At 69.2% G+C, this 17,174-nt stretch carries 15 protein-coding genes; 10 read left to right on the top strand and 5 right to left on the bottom strand.

Going from position 1 to position 17,174, the window contains the following annotated elements; translation table 11 throughout:
- Positions 1-5 precede the first annotated feature (5 nt).
- The 3 genes from ACEWX3_RS19170 to ACEWX3_RS19160 all read left to right on the top strand — a co-directional run bounded on the left by ACEWX3_RS19170 (position 6) and on the right by ACEWX3_RS19160 (position 2,967).
- Positions 6-986, top strand: coding sequence for a class I SAM-dependent methyltransferase (locus ACEWX3_RS19170; RefSeq protein WP_221360915.1), 981 nt, complete (start codon positions 6-8; stop codon positions 984-986).
- Entirely contained in the window at positions 920-2,158 is a 1,239-nt protein-coding gene (locus ACEWX3_RS19165; protein WP_374159900.1) for a class I SAM-dependent methyltransferase, read from the top strand. The genes ACEWX3_RS19170 and ACEWX3_RS19165 overlap by 67 nt, the downstream gene beginning before the upstream one ends.
- 68 nt (positions 2,159-2,226) lie before the next feature.
- Positions 2,227-2,967, top strand: a complete 741-nt coding sequence (locus ACEWX3_RS19160) for an esterase (protein ID WP_374157342.1) — start codon at positions 2,227-2,229, stop codon at positions 2,965-2,967.
- 3 nt (positions 2,968-2,970) lie between these two features.
- On the opposite strand, the gene ACEWX3_RS19155 is transcribed toward ACEWX3_RS19160, so the two are convergent.
- Complete coding sequence (locus ACEWX3_RS19155; protein ID WP_374157341.1) at positions 2,971-4,524, bottom strand: alanine/glycine:cation symporter family protein; 1,554 nt, start codon at positions 4,522-4,524, stop codon at positions 2,971-2,973.
- A 130-nt stretch (positions 4,525-4,654) separates the two neighbouring features.
- Positions 4,655-5,953 carry a PQQ-binding-like beta-propeller repeat protein gene (locus ACEWX3_RS19150; RefSeq protein ID WP_374157340.1) on the bottom strand — a complete coding sequence of 433 codons (1,299 nt, stop codon included), beginning with the start codon at positions 5,951-5,953 and terminating at the stop codon, positions 4,655-4,657.
- Positions 5,954-6,059: 106 nt separating this feature from the next.
- Here ACEWX3_RS19150 and ACEWX3_RS19145 point away from each other — a divergent pair, with 106 nt between their 5' ends.
- Positions 6,060-6,797 (top strand): acyltransferase, encoded by a 738-nt coding sequence (locus ACEWX3_RS19145; RefSeq protein WP_152516539.1) that lies wholly within the window; start codon positions 6,060-6,062, stop codon positions 6,795-6,797.
- A gap of 54 nt (positions 6,798-6,851) precedes the next feature.
- The gene (gene zwf, locus ACEWX3_RS19140) at positions 6,852-8,351 is read left to right on the top strand and encodes a glucose-6-phosphate dehydrogenase (protein WP_207066313.1); all 1,500 of its coding nucleotides are present in this window, start codon (positions 6,852-6,854) and stop codon (positions 8,349-8,351) included.
- Between the two features lie 4 nt (positions 8,352-8,355).
- Here zwf and ACEWX3_RS19135 read toward each other — a convergent pair whose 3' ends face one another.
- From ACEWX3_RS19135 to ACEWX3_RS19125, 3 genes are read right to left on the bottom strand one after another with little or no spacing between them, the layout of a single operon-like run.
- Complete coding sequence (locus ACEWX3_RS19135) at positions 8,356-9,582, bottom strand: glycosyltransferase family 4 protein (protein WP_207066411.1); 1,227 nt, start codon at positions 9,580-9,582, stop codon at positions 8,356-8,358.
- 2 nt (positions 9,583-9,584) lie between these two features.
- The gene (locus tag ACEWX3_RS19130) at positions 9,585-11,201 is read right to left on the bottom strand and encodes a 1,4-alpha-glucan branching protein domain-containing protein (protein WP_374157339.1); all 1,617 of its coding nucleotides are present in this window, start codon (positions 11,199-11,201) and stop codon (positions 9,585-9,587) included.
- Complete coding sequence (locus tag ACEWX3_RS19125) at positions 11,198-12,007, bottom strand: class I SAM-dependent methyltransferase (protein WP_221360901.1); 810 nt, start codon at positions 12,005-12,007, stop codon at positions 11,198-11,200. The genes ACEWX3_RS19130 and ACEWX3_RS19125 overlap by 4 nt, the downstream gene beginning before the upstream one ends.
- Positions 12,008-12,246: 239 nt before the next feature.
- On the opposite strand from ACEWX3_RS19125, the gene ACEWX3_RS19120 reads away from it, so the two are divergent.
- The 5 genes from ACEWX3_RS19120 (at position 12,247) to ACEWX3_RS19100 (ending at position 17,174) form a co-directional block, all read left to right on the top strand.
- Positions 12,247-13,038, top strand: a complete 792-nt coding sequence (locus ACEWX3_RS19120) for an electron transfer flavoprotein subunit beta/FixA family protein (RefSeq protein ID WP_207066310.1) — start codon at positions 12,247-12,249, stop codon at positions 13,036-13,038.
- Positions 13,039-13,090: 52 nt separating this feature from the next.
- On the top strand, positions 13,091-14,047 hold the full coding sequence (locus ACEWX3_RS19115; protein ID WP_207066309.1) for an electron transfer flavoprotein subunit alpha/FixB family protein: 957 nt from the start codon (positions 13,091-13,093) through the stop codon (positions 14,045-14,047).
- 179 nt (positions 14,048-14,226) lie between these two features.
- Positions 14,227-15,072: a GNAT family N-acyltransferase gene (locus ACEWX3_RS19110; RefSeq protein WP_207066308.1), complete on the top strand. Its 846-nt coding sequence runs from the start codon at positions 14,227-14,229 to the stop codon at positions 15,070-15,072.
- Positions 15,069-15,929: a 1-acyl-sn-glycerol-3-phosphate acyltransferase gene (locus ACEWX3_RS19105; protein WP_207066307.1), complete on the top strand. Its 861-nt coding sequence runs from the start codon at positions 15,069-15,071 to the stop codon at positions 15,927-15,929. Before ACEWX3_RS19110 ends, ACEWX3_RS19105 begins: the two co-directional genes overlap by 4 nt.
- A 45-nt stretch (positions 15,930-15,974) precedes the next feature.
- Positions 15,975-17,174, top strand: a complete 1,200-nt coding sequence (locus tag ACEWX3_RS19100) for a cysteine desulfurase family protein (RefSeq protein WP_207066306.1) — start codon at positions 15,975-15,977, stop codon at positions 17,172-17,174.

Below are 17,174 nucleotides of genomic sequence, written 5' to 3'. Positions count from 1 at the left end.
CCTGCATGACGGAAACGAAGGACCCCGGCGTCCCGGCTCCGACGCCGCACGCGACGCAGGAGCAGGTCGAAGCCGCGATGCACGATTCCAAGCTCGCCCAGGTGCTCTACCACGACTGGGAGGCCGAGACCTACGACGACAAATGGTCGATCTCCTACGACCAGCGCTGCGTCGACTATGCGCGCGGTCGCTTCGACGCCGCCGTACCCGAAGAGGCCCAGCGGCAGCTGCCCTACGACCGGGCCCTGGAGCTGGGCTGCGGTACCGGGTTCTTCCTGCTGAACCTGATCCAGGCCGGGGTGGCACGGCGCGGATCGGTGACCGATCTCTCGCCCGGCATGGTCAAGGTGGCCACCCGCAACGGGCAATCGCTCGGTCTGGACGTCGACGGTCGGGTCGCCGACGCCGAGGGCATCCCCTATGACGACGACACCTTCGACCTGGTGGTCGGGCACGCGGTGCTGCACCACATCCCCGACGTCGAGCTGTCGCTGCGGGAGGTGGTGCGCGTGCTCAAGCCCGGCGGGCGGTTCGTGTTCGCCGGCGAACCGACGACAACAGGCAACCGGTACGCCCGTGAGCTCTCGACGCTGACCTGGCGGGTCGCGACCAACGTCACCAAGCTGCCGTTCCTGGCCGATTGGCGACGCCCGCAGGCCGAGCTCGACGAGTCGTCGCGCGCCGCAGCCCTGGAGGCGGTCGTCGACCTGCACACCTTCGATCCCGCCGACCTCGAACGGATGGCCGCCAACGCCGGCGCCGTCGAGATCCGCACCGCCAGTGAGGAGTTCACCGCGGCAATGCTGGGGTGGCCGATCCGCACCTTCGAGGCGGCCGTGCCTCCGGGGCGGCTGGGCTGGGGCTGGGCCAAATTCGCGTTCGGCAGCTGGACCAGGTTGTCGTGGCTGGACGCCAACGTGTGGCGCCACGTCGTTCCGAAGGGCTGGTTCTACAACGTCATGGTGACCGGGGTCAAACCGTCGTAGCGTTTCGCCTCGACGATGTGGCCTACCTGCGCAGCGCGGACGGACGCGCGGCGCTGGACGAGGTCGCCGGATATCAGCTCACCGACGCTTCGCTGATCGCTGAAATCAGCTCTGCCCGAGCGCGATTCGGTGATCGAGCCGGTGTTCTGGTGGAAACGGTACGGCTGCGCCGACGGGCGTCGGCGAAGCTCCGCAAGGCCGAGGGCTGGTTGTTCACCGACGAGGCGCTGCAGCAGGCCACCGCGACACCGGTGGCCGAGCATCGGGCCCGGCGGTTGGCCGGCGCCGTCGTGCACGATGTGACCTGCTCGGTCGGCACCGAGCTTGCGGCACTGCGTGATACGGCGCAGCTGGTGGTCGGCAGCGACCTCGATGCGGTACGGCTGGCGATGGCCGAGCACAACCTGGGGTTGCGCGGTGATCCGGTGCTGCTGTGCCGGGCCGACGCGCTACGTCCGGTCACCGCCGACGCGGTCGTGGTCGCCGACCCGGCACGGCGCAGTGGCACCCGCCGCCGATTCGATCCGCGCGGCTATCTGCCGCCGCTCGACGACCTCATCGGCGTTCTCGCAGGCCGTGAGTACGTCGTGAAGTGCGCTCCCGGAATCGATTTCGATGCGGTGCGGCGACTGGGCTTCGACGGGGAGGTCGAGGTGACGTCGTGGTCGGGGAGCGTGCGTGAAGCGTGCCTGTGGTCGCGCGGGCTGTCGCCGCGGGGCGTGCGCCGCCGCGCGTCGGTGCTCGACACCGGCGAACAGTTCACCGACGGCGAGCCCGACGACTGCGCGGTGCGGCCCGCGGGCACCTGGATCGTCGACCCCGACGGTGCCGTGGTGCGGGCCGGGCTGGTGCGCCAGTACGCGGTCCGGCACGGGCTGTGGCAACTCGACGCCGACATCGCCTATCTGTCCGGGGACCGGTTACCCGCAGGGGTACGCGGTTTCGAGGTGCTCGACACGCTGCCTTATCACGAGCGGCGGCTGCGGCAGGCGCTGTCGGACCGCGGCGTCGGTGCCGTCGAGATCCTGGTACGGGGGCTGGACGTCGACCCGGATGTCCTGCGGTCCCGGCTGCGGCTGCGCGGCTCGTCACAGGCCACGGTGATCTTGACCCGGCTCGGATCCGGGCGTGCCGGGCGGGCAACGGCATTCATATGCCGTCCGTCACGTTGACCGGGCACGTACCCTGGCATCAACTCCGCCGGGGACCGATCCGGCGCCGATCACGAGGACATCCGACGTTGCGCAATCTTGCCGCCGCCCTCTTTGCCGCCGGTGTGGCCACCGTTCTGGCGAGCGCCCCCGTCGCCGCCGCCCAGTCGGCCTGCGCGGAGCTCGGTGGATCGGTCGACGACGAGCAGACGTGCCGGGTGCACGTCTCCAACCCGACCTACACGCTGGATTTCACGTTCCCCGCCGACTACCCCGACCAGCAGGCGATCACCGACTACCTGCGTCAGACCCGGGACGGGTTCGTCAACGTCTCCGACATGCCCGGCTCGTGGAACCTGCCCTACGTGCTCGACGCCCGCGGAACCGACTACCGCTCCGGTGCTCCGGAGGACACCGACGCCGACGCCGCGACACCGCAGACGGCACCGCCGGCTGACGAGGCCGGTACCCGCAGCGTGGTGTTCGAGGTGTACGAGAACGTCGGCGGTGCGCACCCCCAGACCTGGTACAAGTCCTTCAACTGGAATCTCGAGGCCGACGCGCCACTGACCTTCGACACATTGTTCCGGCCGGACACCCGGCCGCTGGACGTGATCTTCCCGATCGTGCAGGCCGATGTGGCGCGTCAGCTGGGCGTCGACGCCCCGATCGCCCCCGCCGACGGCCTGGATCCAGCCAAGTACCAGCAGTTCGCGCTCACCGACGAGGAGCTGATCTTCTTCTTCGGTCAGGGCGAGATCATGGCCGGTGCCGGCGGCGCGCTGCGGGCCACGGTTCCCCGCAGCGCGATCGCCGACATGCTGGCCTGAGGGTCACTCCGGTGCGGCCGCCGAACGCTGCTTGTCCTTGCCGGTGGCCGGGTCGTAGTTCTCCCAGAATGTCGCGTTCTTGATGCCGAGGGCGATCGGGTCGAACATCGGGTCCAGACCCTGCTTCTTCTGCTTCTCGTAGTCCCACAGCGCCTTGTACGCGGGCTGCTGCAGGATCAGGATGCCGACGATGTTCAGCCAGGCCATCAGCCCGACACCGATGTCACCCAGCGTCCACGCGTCCGAGGCGGTCGACACCGCGCCGATGGTGACCGACACCAGGATCAGCGCCTGCAGCAGGATGGTCGTGTTCGAGCCGACCGTGCCACGGATGAAGGGGACGTTGATCGTCGCGGCCTTGCCCAGCAGGAACCGCAGGTTCGTCTCCGCCATGTAGTAGTAGGCGATGATCGTCGTGATGCAGAAGAACGCGAGTGAAATCGCGATGAAGCTGGCTCCGGCGCCGCTCCACAGCGTGTCGAAGCCGGTCTGCGCGAACGCCGGGCCCACCTCGACACCCTCCGGGAGGATGCCGCCCTCGGCGATCACCGCGCCGTCGGCGCTCTCACCCTCGAACACGCGGTAGGCCCCGGTCGACAGGATGAGGAACCCGGTCGCCGAGCAGATGAACAGCGTGTCGACGTAGACGGCGAAGGCCTGCACCAGGCCCTGCTTGGCCGGATGGGACACCTCGGCGGCGGCCGCGGCGTGCGGACCGGTGCCCTGACCCGCCTCGTTGGAGTAGATCCCGCGCTTGACGCCCCACATCACCGCCACCCCGAGGATGGCGCCGAACGCGGAGTCGATGCCGAACGCGCTGGAGAAGATCAGCGAGATGATCGACGGGATCTCACTGGCGTTGATCAGCACGATGACCAGCGCCAGCGCGATGTAGACCACCGCCATGAACGGCACCACGATCGAGGCGAAGGTCGCGATGCGCTTGACGCCGCCGATGATGACGAAGGCCAGCACGATGACGATGCCCACGGCCACCCACCACTCGCTCCAGCCCCAGGCGATGTTCATGGCCGAGGCCATCGAGTTGGACTGCACGCTGGGCAGCAGCAGACCCATGGCCAGCATGGTGACCGCCGCGAAGACGTAGCCGTAGATCTTCATCGGGACCGCCGCGGCCGTGTTGGCGAACGCCTGGCTGAAGTAGTACGCGGGGCCGCCTCGGTATTCGCCGGTCAGTTTGTCGCGGTCTTTGTAGATCTGGCCGAGCGTGCATTCGACGAACGAGGTCGACGCGCCGAGGAACGCGACCGCCCACATCCAGAACAGGGCGCCGGGCCCGCCGAACGCGATGGCCGTTGCGACGCCGGCGATGTTGCCGGTGCCGACACGGCCGGCCAGCGAGATCGTCAACGCCTGGAAGCTCGACACACCCGACGGTGACTTCTCTCCCTTGAGCATGAGCCGGATCATTTCCGGGATCTGGCGTACCTGCACGAATCGGGATCGGATGGAGAAGTACACACCTGCGGCCAGACAGAGATAGACCAGCGTCTCGTGCCACACGAGACCGCTGACCGTTCCGAGGAATTCCGACACCTGCGTCCCCTTGTTCGTTTTCCGGGCATGTTGGAGTGATCTGAGTGTGCACTCTTACACCGCTTCGAAAGATCGGTATTACCTGACTGTGACGCTGGTGTTAGCGCGACCAGCGGATTCCGGAACAGATTCAGGCGGGAGCGAAGCCGAACACGCGGCCGTCGCTGGTGGCGGTGACCAGGCGACCGTCGTGGCCGACCGAGACCCCGACCGGCCATCCACTGCCCCCGGGCAGTTCGTAGCGATTGATGGTGTGACCGTCGCCCAGGTCGAACACGGCCAGTGCCATGCCCGTGTCGTCGTCGCCCTCTGCGGCGCCGTCGGAGACCACGGTGTAGCCGACGCCGGCGAGGCTCGAGGTGGACAGCGGCGTGATGTCGTCGCGACGCCAGATCTCCTCACCCTCCTCGGCGGTGTCGCGGATCGCGACCAGCTGCGCCCCCGGGCCTCCACCGGCCACGACCAGACCGCTGGGGGTCACCGACGGCGGCGTCTGCGCCAGGTAATCCAGCGGGACCGACCACTTGGCGGTGCCGTCGTCGCTGTTGATGGCCCACAGCCGCTCGTCGCGGCCGTTGACGTAGATCGTTGATCCGTCGGCGGACATGACCGGGCTGGCCAGCGGCCCGCCGCCCACGGCGTCGCTGGTCCATTCGCGGCTCAACAGCGGGGTCTGGCCGGGGCGGTAGCGCAGCCCGATGAGCACGGGCGCGTCGGCACCCGGCTCCCACAGCGGCGCCACCACCAGGCCTGCGGCCTCCGAGAACGCCGGCGCGGCGGCCACCGGGCAGTCCGGTCCGCCGCTGCGGCAGTCGTCGAGACCGCGGAAGGAGTCCCGCGGGTCCAGGCCGGCGACCAGGTCCAGTGAGGTGCCCACGACGGTCCCGCGCTGGGCGTCGAAGACCAGCACCTGCCCCAGATGGGTGAGCACCAGCAGTCGCCCGGGCGACAGGAATCGCATCGTCATCGGCATGCCGATCACCGGGGTGCGCCAGCGCACCCACTGCGTCGTCGGAAACGACTGCACCAACCCCGGTTGACCCATGTAGACGTTGTCGAAGCCGTCGAGGAGGGGGCTGGCGAAACCGCCGCCCTGGACCAGCCGCGTGCACCAGCGCTGCCTGGCCCGGTTGTCGTTCTCCCACACCATCAGCGAACAGCCCGCGGCGGTCTGCCCGTTGACCGCGAGGTAGTGATCCGAGCCGAGGGCGACCTGCGCGGCGACCTCGCCCTTGACCGAGCGGATCCAGTCCAGCCGCAGCTCATCGGGACCGGCGCTCTCGGAGTAGCTGCTGTTCTCGGCGGTCGCGTACTGCGCGGCCCAACCGGTGGCGGCTCGCGCGAGCACCCAGTCGTCGGTGTCACCACAGCCGGCGCACGCACCGGCGATCAGCACTGTCGTGGCCAATACGAGGATTCGCCGCAGCACGTAATTCCTTTACTGGTCGACGGGCGCGGGGGTACGGGTGTCGTTGTTCCGCGCCCACGTGAGGGTAACCGCTGGGCCCCTGTGGGCTCGCGTAGGCTTTGCGGCCATGACGACGATGTGGGGTGCGCCGCTGCACAAGCGCTGGCGAGGCTCGCGTCTGCGAGATCCGCGTCAAGCGCAGTTCCTCACACTGGCCTCGCTGAAGTGGGTGCTGGCAAACCGCGCCTACACCCCGTGGTACCTGGTGCGGTACTGGCGGCTGCTGAAGTTCAAGCTGGCCAACCCGCACATCATCACCCGCGGCATGGTGTTCCTGGGCAAGGGTGTGGAGATCCAAGCCACCCCCGAGCTGTCCCAGATGGAGATCGGCCGCTGGGTGCACATCGGAGACGGCAACACGCTGCGCTGCCACGAGGGGTCCCTGCGCATCGGGGACAAGGTCGTGCTCGGCTGCAACAACGTGATCAACACCTATCTCGACATCGAACTGGGCGATTCGGTGCTGATGGCCGACTGGTGCTACGTCGTCGACTTCGACCACAAGATGGACAACATCGAACTGCCGATCAAGGATCAGGGCATCGTCAAGGCCCCGGTGCGTATCGGGCCGGACACGTGGGTGGCCGCGAAGGTCAGCGTGCTGCGCGGCACCTCGGTCGGCCGCGGGTGCGTGCTGGGCGCCCACGCCGTGGTCAAGGGCGAGATCGCGGACTTTTCGATCGCGGTGGGGGCGCCGGCGAAGGTGGTCAAGAACCGCAAGCTGTCCTGGGAGACCTCGGCGGCGCAACGCGCCGAACTGGCCGCGGCGCTGGCCGACATCGAACGCAAGAAGGCCTCCCGCTGAGGTGGGTTTGCTGCTGATGCTGCGCCCCGCCGACGGGGATGACAGCATTTCGGCATGGCCCTAGCCAACCCGCAGAACATCGCCTATCCCGCCACCGGGGCCCACCCCTTCCGCCACGACGAGCCGCCGCTGGCCCCGTTCGTGATCGTGCTGTTCGGCGCCACCGGGGATCTGGCGCGCCGCAAGCTGCTGCCCGGCATCGCCTACCTGGAGCAGTCGTCGCTGACACCCGACATCCGGTTGGTGGGCACGTCACTCGAGGACTACACCGACGACGAGTTCCGGGCGTTGGCCCGCGAGGCGGTCGACTCGTTCGGCAACCGCCCCCTCACCGACGAACAGTGGAGTCAGTTCGCCGAGAAGGTGACCTATGTTCCGCAGGGCGAAGGGCCCGAGGCGCTGGCCGCGGCCGTCACGCGTGGTGAACGAGAACTCGGCGACGGGGTGCAGCGCCTGCACTACCTGTCGGTGCCGCCCAAGGCCGCCGAAGCGGTGATCACGATGCTCGAGGAGGCCGACCTGGTCGAGCGGTCGCGGGTGGTGATGGAGAAGCCGTTCGGCACCGACCTGGACAGCGCGGTGCGGCTCAACGCCTTCGTGCACGAGACCTTCGACGAGTCCCAGATCTTTCGTATCGATCACTTCCTGGGTAAGGAAGCCGCGCAGAACATCCTGGCGTTCCGGTTCGCCAACGGGCTGTTCGAGCCGATCTGGAACCGCAACTTCATCGATCACATCCAGATCGACATTCCCGAAACGCTCGGTCTGGATGCGCGCGCGAACTTCTACGAGAGCACCGGCGCCTTCAAGGACATGGTGGTCACGCATCTGTTCCAGGTGATGGCATTCGTGGTGATGGAACCGCCGACCGCTCTGGAGCCGCGGGCGATCAGCGAGGAGAAGAACAAGGTCTTCCGCTCGATGCTGCCGATCGATGTCCGGAAGGTGGTGCGCGGCCAGTACACCGGCTACCGCGAGGAGGACGGGGTCGCCCGCGACTCGGACACCGAGACGTTCGTCGCGCTCGAGGTGGGCATCGACAATTGGCGCTGGGCCGGGGTGCCGGTGTATCTGCGTACCGGAAAGAAGATGGCCGAAGGCCAGCGGATCGTGTCGATCGCGTTCAAGGAGGCGCCGCGAACCATGTTCCCGGCGGGCTCGGGCGTCGGTGCGCAGGGCCCGGATCATCTGACGTTCGATCTGGCGGATTCGTCGAAGATCTCGCTGTCGTTCTACGGCAAGCGCCCGGGCCCCGGCATGAAGCTGGAGAAGCTGTCGATGCAGTTCTCCACGCAGGAAACCGAATACGTCGACGACGTACTGGAGGCCTACGAGCGACTGATCCTGGACGCGATGCGTGGGGATCACACACTGTTCACCACGGCGCAGGGCATCGAGTCGCTATGGGAACGGTCGGCCCCGCTGCTGGTCGACCCGCCGCCGGTGAAGATGTATCAGCCCGGGACGTGGGGGCCGAACGCGATTCACCAGCTCATCGCTCCGCACGCCTGGCGATTGCCGTTCGAGCGGGTGTGGCGGGAGAAGAAATCCTGATCGCTCAGCGGTCGGGCAGGGCGCGTTCGGCGATCGGGTGCCGCGGCTGCGGGCTGCGTTCGCCGCGCTTGGCGCCCAGATAGACCTGTGCGGTGGCCGCGGCCACGGTGTGCCAGGCGAATTCGGCGGTCAGTCGATCGCGGGCGGCGTTCGCGCGCCGCTGGGCGGCGTCGGCGTCGTCGAGCAGCACACGTACCGCAGCGGCCAGTGCCGCGACGTCCCCGGGTGGATGGGAGAGTCCGGTCTGCCCGTCGATCACCGCCTCGCCGAGCCCGCCGGCGGTCGACGTGACCAGCGGTGCTCCTGCGGCCGCCGCTTCGAGGGCGACGATGCCGAACGGCTCGTAGTGCGACGGCAGCACCGCGGCGTCGGCTCGGTGGAGCAGCCGCAGCAGTCCTTCATGGTCAACGCGCCCAACGAAGTTCGTCGCCTTGAGTACCTTGTGTCGGCGGGCCTGCTCGGTCAGGAAACCCAGTTGGGTGCCGTCACCGGCGACGGTCAACGTGGTGCCGGGATGGGTGCGCCGGATCCGGGGCAACGCGGCGATCGCGTCGTGCACGCCCTTCTCGTACTCGAGCCGGCCGAAGTAGAGCAGTTCCGGCGGGCCCGTCTGCGGGCGCCGGGATGCGAACGGCCATCCGTCGGTGTCGATGCCGTTGGGGATGACCGCCACCTCGGCCAGATCGGGACCGAACAGGGCGGTGATCTCGTCACGCATCGAGGCCGAACAGGCGATCAGGGAATCGGACTCGTGCACAAGCCAACGCTCCAGGGCGTGCACCTGTCGACTGACCGGCCCGGAGACCCAGCCCGAGTGCCGGCCGGCTTCGGTGGCGTGGATCGTGGAAACCAAAGGTGCATCGAAGAACTGGGCCAAGGCGACGGCCGGGTGCGCGACCAGCCAGTCGTGGGCGTGCACGACGTCGGGCCGCCAGTCACCCAGGGCGATCCCGGCCCGGATCATCGCGTGGCCCATCGCCAACGTCCAGGCCATCATGTCGGTACCGAACGCGAATTCGTGCGGATCCTCGGCGGCGGCGATCACCCGCACGCCGTCGGCGACCTCGTCGGTGGTCGGGTGGCTGTGCGGGTCGGTGGCGGTCGGTCGCCGGCTCAGCACGACGACGTCGTGTCCCGCAGCAGCCAGTTCGGTGGCCAGATGGTGCACGTGACGGCCCAGCCCGCCGATGACCACCGGCGGGTACTCCCAGGAGACGAGCAGGACCTTCATCGTCACGGGCCCGGGAGCCTGCGCGCGTCCAGCGCACCGAACAGCCCGTCGGCACGGTTCCAGCCCTCGGCCAGGCGGGCGGCCTGCTCGAGGCGGCCGGCGGCTTGCGCGGCGGCGATCTCCCGGGTGGCGTGGGCGTGCAGGTGGGCCCGGTAGCGGGCGTAATCGGCGGCGGAGTCCTTGCTGACCATGAAGGGCCAGTCGCTGGAGACCGTCAACAGCGTCTCGCGCAGAATCTGGTCGGCGACGGTGTGCCGCGGCGTCGGTGAGCCCGGCAGTGCGGTCTGGGCGAGCGCTTTGTCGACGGTGCTCAGCGCGGTGTCGACGACCTCGCTGTTGAGCTGGACGAGATCGGCGACCTTGTCGCCGGACCACACCTGCCAGTCCTTGCCCGAGCCCCACGAGCTGGGGGGCAGATCCACCGGCGTGCCGACGTACCCGTCGGCGACCGCATCGGCCAGAGTGCCGACCCGGATGCCGGCGGCCGGCAGGGCGCGCAGCACCCGTTCCAGCCAGACCGGCCCCTCGTACCACCAGTGCCCGAACAGTTCGGTGTCGAAGGCGGCGATCACGTGTGCGGGCCGGCCGATGCGCGCCGATTCGGCGGTGAGCCGTCGGCGCACCGTGTCGACGAAGTCGGCGACGTGGCCGTCGACGGCGGCTTCGGCGCGATCCGGGTCGTAGGGCGCCTTGTCCTGCGAGGGGATGTTGCGTCCCGTCACGCGGGCCGGTTTGAGGCCGGTGGCGTGGTCGTAGGTGTGGAAGTCGCGGTAGGCGGCGTGGCCGGGGTATCCCGAGCGCGGTGACCACACCCGGTAGCTGACCTGCAGATCCCGTCCGAATGCGACGACGTCGGTGTCGCCGACGGGGCGCCCCAGCGCAGTGTCGCCGTGTAGCGAGGGCCCGTCGACCATGAAGTGGCCGACGCCGGCGCCCGCGTAGTCGGTCTCCATCCCCGGCGCGTAGGCGCATTCCGGCGCCCAGATCCCGGCGGGGCGGTGCGCGTAGCGTTGCCCGGCGTCGGCCAGGCCTTCGCGCAGCGCGAACTCGCGCAGGCGCGGGTTGAGCAGGGGCTGGAACGGGTGCGCCAGCGGCCCGCCGAGCAGCTCGATGACCTGGCCGTCGATCAGCTCGCGCAGCACCGGGCTGGCGCCGTGGCGCCACAGCGTCTCGAACTCGTCGAGCTCGCGGTCGGCTTCGCGGCATTCGCGGGCGCCGAACCGGCGCAGCGCCGGCGGCGCCGAGTAGGACGCCGGCGGCGCCGAGGACGGGGTCGGAGACGCCGAGGACGGGGCAGGTCCGGTCGCGCCGCGCATGGTCGCCGCCTCCAGGGCGCGCAGCCGCCAGTTCGCCAGCCAGTGATGCATGCCCTGCAGGCAGTACGGGTCGTCGAGCTGGGCGGCCACCACCGGGGTGACGCCCAATGTGACCAGCTGGCGGCGGTTCTCGGCGGCCAGCGTGCGCAGCACCCGCACCAACGGCAGGTAGGCCGCCGACCATGACTGGTAGAGCCACTCCTCACCGACCGGCCAGCGGCCGTGGTGTGCCAGCCAGGGCAGGTGGGTGTGCAGGACCAGGGTGAACAGTCCCGGGACTGGTTCGGGCCTCGGTTCGCTCATGCCCGCACCGCGATCGCCACCAGATCCAGGCTGTCGTCGATGTGCCGGTGCGGACCGCCGGCCTCGAGGTCGAAGTCGTCGACGGTGATCGACTCGATGTCGGCCAGCAGCTCGGGTGACCACGGTGCGTCGGCCACGGCCCGGGTGATCTGCGCGTCGATGATCGATCCGCCGTGTCGTGCGTCGAGGGCAGCGAGTCGTGCCGCGTGGTAAACCCCCAGCATCGACTCCAGGACGAAGCCTCCCGACTCGAGCAATTCGGTGAGTTCGGCGGCGTTGAGTTCGCGGGTGTGGAACGGGTTCACCGGGGTGTCGCGGCCGGGGGAGAAGGTGACGCGGTTGGGGGTCGACATCAGCAGCAGGCCGCCCGGTCGCAGCACCCGATGGCATTCGGTGACGAAGCGGTGCTGGTCCCACAGGTGTTCGATCACCTGGAAGTTGACCACGACGTCGACGGAGCCCGGAGCCAGCGGCAGGTCGGCCAGGTTGCCCTGGCGCATGTCGACGCGGGGGTACCGAACGCGGACATGGTCGACGGCCGACTGGTCGTAGTCCAGGCCGATCACCTGGTTCGCGACGTCGGTGATCAAATCCGCACCGTAACCTTCACCACACCCGGCTTCGAGGACGTCGCGGCCGCGGCAGCGCTCGGCCAGCCGTCGGTAGACGACCTCGTGTCGGCGGAACCAGTAGTTCTCCTCCGCCACCCCGGGCACGGTCCGCTCGCCCGTCAGCGGCAGCTGAGCAGCACCGGGAGTGCTGCGGGGCGGATCGCCGGCGGGGCCGTCGGTAAGTGATGCGCTCATCTGGACCATCTTCTCTTCGGGCAAGCCCTCATCGGGGGCAGGCTAACGCGTAACCCTGCAATGGCGAACTGTTCGTCGCGTCTGCACCTGCCCGACGGCCTCATCGAGCACAAACTTCGACCAGCTATGGTGATCCTGAGAGCCACATTAAGTTACCCACGGGTAACATGGTGGTGATTGCTTACAACGTGGTATTGCAGGCCGGTCTCCGGCCTCTTCGAGGAGGACGAACCAGAGTCATGACGAACATCGTGGTCCTGATCAAACAGGTGCCTGACACGTGGTCCGAGCGCAAGCTGTCCGAGGATGACTGGACCCTGGACCGTGAGGCTGCCGACGCCGTGCTCGACGAGATCAACGAGCGCGCCGTCGAAGAGGCGCTGCTGATCAAAGAGAAAGAAGGCGGTGACAGCACCGTGACGGTGCTGACCGCCGGTCCCGAGCGTGCCACCGAGGCCATCCGCAAGGCTCTGTCGATGGGCGCCGACAAGGCCGTGCACCTCGTCGACGAGGGCATGAGCGGCTCGGACATGGTGCAGACCGGCTGGGCGCTGGCCCGCGCGCTGGGCACCATCGAGGGCACCGAACTGGTCATCGCCGGCAACGAGGCCACCGACGGCACCGGCGGCGCCGTGCCGGCGATCATCGCCGAGTACCTCGGCCTGCCGCAGCTGACCCACGTGCGCAAGCTGACCGTGGAGAACGGCAAGGTCACCGGCGAGCGCGAGACCGACGAGGGCGTGTTCACGCTCGAGGCGTCGTTGCCGGCCGTCGTCAGCGTCAACGAGAAGATCAACGAGCCCCGCTTCCCCTCCTTCAAGGGCATCATGGCCGCCAAGAAGAAGGAAGTGACCACGCTGACGCTGGCCGAGATCGGTGTCGAGGCCGACGAGGTCGGCGTGGCGAACGCCGGGTCGAAGGTGCTGTCGTCGACTCCGAAGCCGCCGAAGACCGCTGGCGAGAAGGTCACCGACGAGGGCGAGGGCGGTTCCAAGATCGCCGAGTACCTGGTGGCGCAGAAGATCATCTAGCAGAGCATTCGAACTTTCATCCCCCTGACAGACATAGAGGTAGACGAAACCCATGGCTGAAGTACTCGTGCTCGTGGAGCACGCCGACGGTGAGCTGAAGAAGGTCACCGGTGAACTGATCACCGCCGCCCGCGTGCTGGGCGAGCCCTCCGCCGTCGTGGTGGGCAAGCCGGGCACCGCCGACGGCCTGACCGACGGCCTGAAGGCTGCCGGTGCCGCCAAGATCTACGTCGCCGAATCCGACGACGCCGAGAATTACCTGATCACGCCGTACGTCGACGTGCTGGCGTCGCTCGCGGAGTCGGCCACGCCGGCGGCCGTGCTGCTGTCGTCGAATGCTGACGGCAAGGAGATCGCCGGCCGGCTGGCCGCGCGGATCGGGGCGGGCATCCTCAGCGACGTCGTCGACGTCAAAGAGGGCGGCAAGGCCATCCATTCCATCTTCGGTGGCGCCTACACCGTCGAGGCCGAGTCCGTCGGTGACACCCCGGTGATCACCGTGCGTCCGGGTTCGATCGACGCCGAGCCCGCAGAGGGCGCCGGCGAGGTCGTCACCGTCGAGGTCCCGGCGCCCGCCGAGAACGCGACGAAGATCACGTCTCGCGAGCCCGCCGTGGCGGGCGACCGTCCGGAGCTCACCGAGGCGACCGTCGTCGTCTCCGGTGGTCGCGGCGTCGGCAGCGAAGAGAACTTCAAGGTCGTCGAGGAGCTGGCCGATTCGCTCGGCGGCGCCGTCGGCGCCTCGCGTGCCGCGGTCGACTCCGGCTACTACCCGGGCCAGTTCCAGGTGGGCCAGACCGGCAAGACCGTGTCCCCGCAGCTGTACATCGCGCTCGGCATCTCCGGCGCCATCCAGCACCGCGCCGGCATGCAGACCTCGAAGACGATCATCGCGGTCAACAAGGACGAGGAAGCCCCGATCTTCGAGATCGCCGATCTGGGCATCGTCGGCGACCTGTTCAAGGTGACCCCGCAGCTGACCGAGAAGGTCAAAGCCCGCAAGGGCTGATCCTCCGCTGCCCAGGCAGCCGTCAGGACCCCCGTCTCCATTCGGAGGCGGGGGTCCTTTCATCGCTCTTCTGCCGGGTTCTCCTGCCGGCACGCACACCCCGAACCGTCACTTGGCGCTCACGAACACGTCACGCACCGATTGCCGTCGCGCCCGACGGCTGCGCGACCGTGCTGGCTATGAGCACTGCTTCTGTACTCATCTCGTCCGACGAATCGACGCCGAGCGGGGACTCGTCCGCTCATCCGCGGTACTCGATGCTGCTGTGCACCGACGCCGAGTCCATCGAAGCCGCGCAACGTCTGCGCTATGACGTGTTCACCTCCGAACCCGGGTTCACGCTCACCGCCGACAGCGGAGGCCTTGATGCCGACCGCTTCGACGAGCACTGCGACCACCTGCTGGTTCGTGACGACCACTCCGGCGAGTTGGTCGGGTGCTACCGCATGCTGCCCCCGCCCGGTGCGATCGCCGCGGGCGGGCTGTACACCGCCACCGAGTTCGACGTCTCGGCGCTGGATCCGCTGCGGCCGTCGCTGGTCGAGATGGGCCGCGCCGTGGTCCGGGAGGGGCACCGCAACGGCGCGGTGGTGCTGCTGATGTGGGCGGGGATCCTGGCCTACCTGGACCGCTGCGGCTACGACTACGTCACCGGTTGCGTGTCGGTTCCCGTCACCGACCCGGATGGGGTCTGCCCGCCCGGGAGCCAGCTACGGGGCGTGCGGGATTTCGTCAGGCGCCGGCACGCCGCGCCGGCCGAGTACACCGTGCGCCCGTACCGCCCGGTGGTGCTCGACGGGCGCGGCCTCGACGACATCGAGGCGCCTGCGCGGGTATCGGTGCCGCCACTGATGCGCGGCTATCTGCGCCTCGGCGCGCAGGTGTGTGGCGAGCCCGCGCACGACCCCGAGTTCGGTGTCGGGGACTTCCCGGCCCTGCTGGACAAACGCCGCGCCGACACCCGCTACCTGACACGGCTGCGATCGGTCGGCGCCGCGGCGGTGGCAGTGGGTGAGTCCGCGTGACGCTCGCGACGGAGCACGCCTGGCTGCAGCGCGCCAGCTGCGGCGCCGGATGTGTGCACGCCGGCGCCGACGACCCGGGTCGTCGCTGGATCGTGGTATGCCGCACCGCGCTGCGCACCGCGGCGGCACTGACACTGTTCTGCGGGGTATGGCTGCTGGCCGTGCCGATGCCCGGTCGCGCACACGTGCAACGCGGCTACTGCCGGATGATGCTGCGCACCCTCGGGGTGCGCATGCAGGTGTCCGGCGGCCCCATCCGCAACGTGCCGGGCGTGCTCGTGGTCAGCGGCCACGTGTCCTGGCTGGACATCTTCACCATCGGCACCGTGCTGCCCGGCTCGTACGTCGCTCGCGCCGACCTGGTCGACTGGCCGGCGCTGGGTCCGGTCGTGCGGCTGATGAAGATCATCCCGATCGACCGCGCGCGCCTACGCAGGTTGCCTGCCGTGGTGGCCGCGGTCGCTGAGCGGCTGCGGGCCGGCCACACCGTCATCGCATTCCCGGAAGGCACCACCTGGTGCGGGCTGGGTTACGGTCGGTTCCGGCCCGCGATGTTCCAGGCTGCCGTCGACGCCGGCAGGCCCGTGCAGCCGCTTCGGCTCAGTTACCGCCACCGCGACGGCAGGCCGTCCACCGTTCCGGCGTTCGTCGGCGACGACTCGCTGCTGACGTCGGTGCGGCGGGTGATCACCGCCCGGCGCACCATCTGCCACATCCACGTCGAGTCGCTGCAACTGCCCGGTACGGACCGACGGGATCTGGCTGCCCGCTGCGAGGCCGCCGTGCGCGTTCAGGCGAACCGTACTGCGCTGGTCGCGCCCACCGACTGCGGCGAGGGTCACGCGCTGGTGGCGTGAGCGCGGTGCGGTCGGTCCAGCCGCGACGGCTATGGTGGAACGGTTATGTCTGTGCCAGGCCCGGTCTATCTCGACCACGCCGCCACCACCCCGATGCGCCCCGAGGCCATCGAGGCCATGACGGCTGTGCTGGCTTCCGTGGGCAACGCATCCTCGCTGCACGGAGCGGGGCGGGTGGCCCGTCGGCGCCTCGAGGAGGCGCGCGAATCGCTGGCCAAGGTGCTGGGCGCGCGCCCGTCTGAGGTGATCTTCACCGCAGGCGGCACGGAGAGCGACAACCTCGCCGTCAAGGGCATCTTCTGGGCGCGCCGCGACGCCGATCCGCGTCGAACCCGGATCGTCACCACCGCGGTCGAGCATCACGCCGTCCTCGACGCGGTCGAGTGGCTCGTGGAGCACGAGGGCGCCGAGGTGACGTGGTTGCCGGTCGACCAGCAGGGTGCGGTCAGTGCCGCCGACCTGCGAACCGCGCTGGAGGACCCCAGCGATGTCGCCCTCGTCTCGGTGATGTGGGCCAACAACGAGGTCGGCACCCTCATGCCGATCAGGGAGCTCACCGCGGTCGCCGCCGAGTTCGACATCCCAGTGCACAGTGACGCCATTCAGGCGGTCGGTCACATCCCGGTGGACTTCTCAGCCAGCGGGCTCGCGGCGATGAGTGTCGCCGCGCACAAGTTCGGCGGCCCCACCGGGGTCGGTGCGCTGCTGCTGCGCCGCGATGCCGCGTGCGTGCCCCAGCTGCACGGGGGCGGGCAGGAACGCGATGTGCGATCCGGCACGCAGGACGTCGCGGGCGCGGTGGCGATGGCCGTGGCGGCGCTGGACGCCGTGCAGAACATGGAGTCGACCAGCGCCCGGGTGCGGGCGCTGCGGGACCGGCTCATCGACGGCGTGCTGTCCGCGATCGACGACGTCGACGTCAACGGCGCCCATCCGGAATCGGGCAGGCTGCCGGGCAACGCGCACTTCACGTTCCGCGGCTGTGAAGGTGACTCGCTGCTGATGTTGCTGGATGCCAAGGGCATCGAGTGTTCCACGGGATCGGCGTGCACCGCCGGCGTGGCCCAGCCGTCGCACGTGCTGCTGGCCATGGGAGCGGATCCGGCCAGCGCCCGCGGGTCGCTGCGACTGTCGTTGGGCCACACCAGCACCGAGTCCGACGTCGACGCAGTGCTTGCCGTTCTGCCCGCCGCGGTGGAACGCGCACGGCAGGCGGCGCTGGCCAGTTCCGGCGGGCGGGCCTAG

The sequence above is a fragment of the Mycobacterium sp. G7A2 genome (assembly GCF_041902445.1).
Taxonomy (GTDB): Bacteria; Actinomycetota; Actinomycetes; order Mycobacteriales; family Mycobacteriaceae; genus Mycobacterium.
This window is presented reverse-complemented; position numbering and strand designations above follow the sequence as displayed.

Excerpts from the sequence above, each read along its gene's own strand:
- ACEWX3_RS19170 (WP_221360915.1), top strand. The coding sequence starts at position 6 with ATGACGGAAACGAAGGACCCCGGCGTCCCGGCTCCGACGCCGCACGCG.
- ACEWX3_RS19145 (WP_152516539.1), top strand. The coding sequence starts at position 6,060 with ATGACGACGATGTGGGGTGCGCCGCTGCACAAGCGCTGGCGAGGCTCG.
- zwf (WP_207066313.1), top strand. The coding sequence starts at position 6,852 with ATGGCCCTAGCCAACCCGCAGAACATCGCCTATCCCGCCACCGGGGCC.
- ACEWX3_RS19135 (WP_207066411.1), bottom strand. The coding sequence starts at position 9,582 with ATGAAGGTCCTGCTCGTCTCCTGGGAGTACCCGCCGGTGGTCATCGGC.
- ACEWX3_RS19130 (WP_374157339.1), bottom strand. The coding sequence starts at position 11,201 with ATGAGCGAACCGAGGCCCGAACCAGTCCCGGGACTGTTCACCCTGGTC.
- ACEWX3_RS19125 (WP_221360901.1), bottom strand. The coding sequence starts at position 12,007 with ATGAGCGCATCACTTACCGACGGCCCCGCCGGCGATCCGCCCCGCAGC.
- ACEWX3_RS19120 (WP_207066310.1), top strand. The coding sequence starts at position 12,247 with ATGACGAACATCGTGGTCCTGATCAAACAGGTGCCTGACACGTGGTCC.
- ACEWX3_RS19115 (WP_207066309.1), top strand. The coding sequence starts at position 13,091 with ATGGCTGAAGTACTCGTGCTCGTGGAGCACGCCGACGGTGAGCTGAAG.
- ACEWX3_RS19110 (WP_207066308.1), top strand. The coding sequence starts at position 14,227 with ATGAGCACTGCTTCTGTACTCATCTCGTCCGACGAATCGACGCCGAGC.
- ACEWX3_RS19100 (WP_207066306.1), top strand. The coding sequence starts at position 15,975 with ATGTCTGTGCCAGGCCCGGTCTATCTCGACCACGCCGCCACCACCCCG.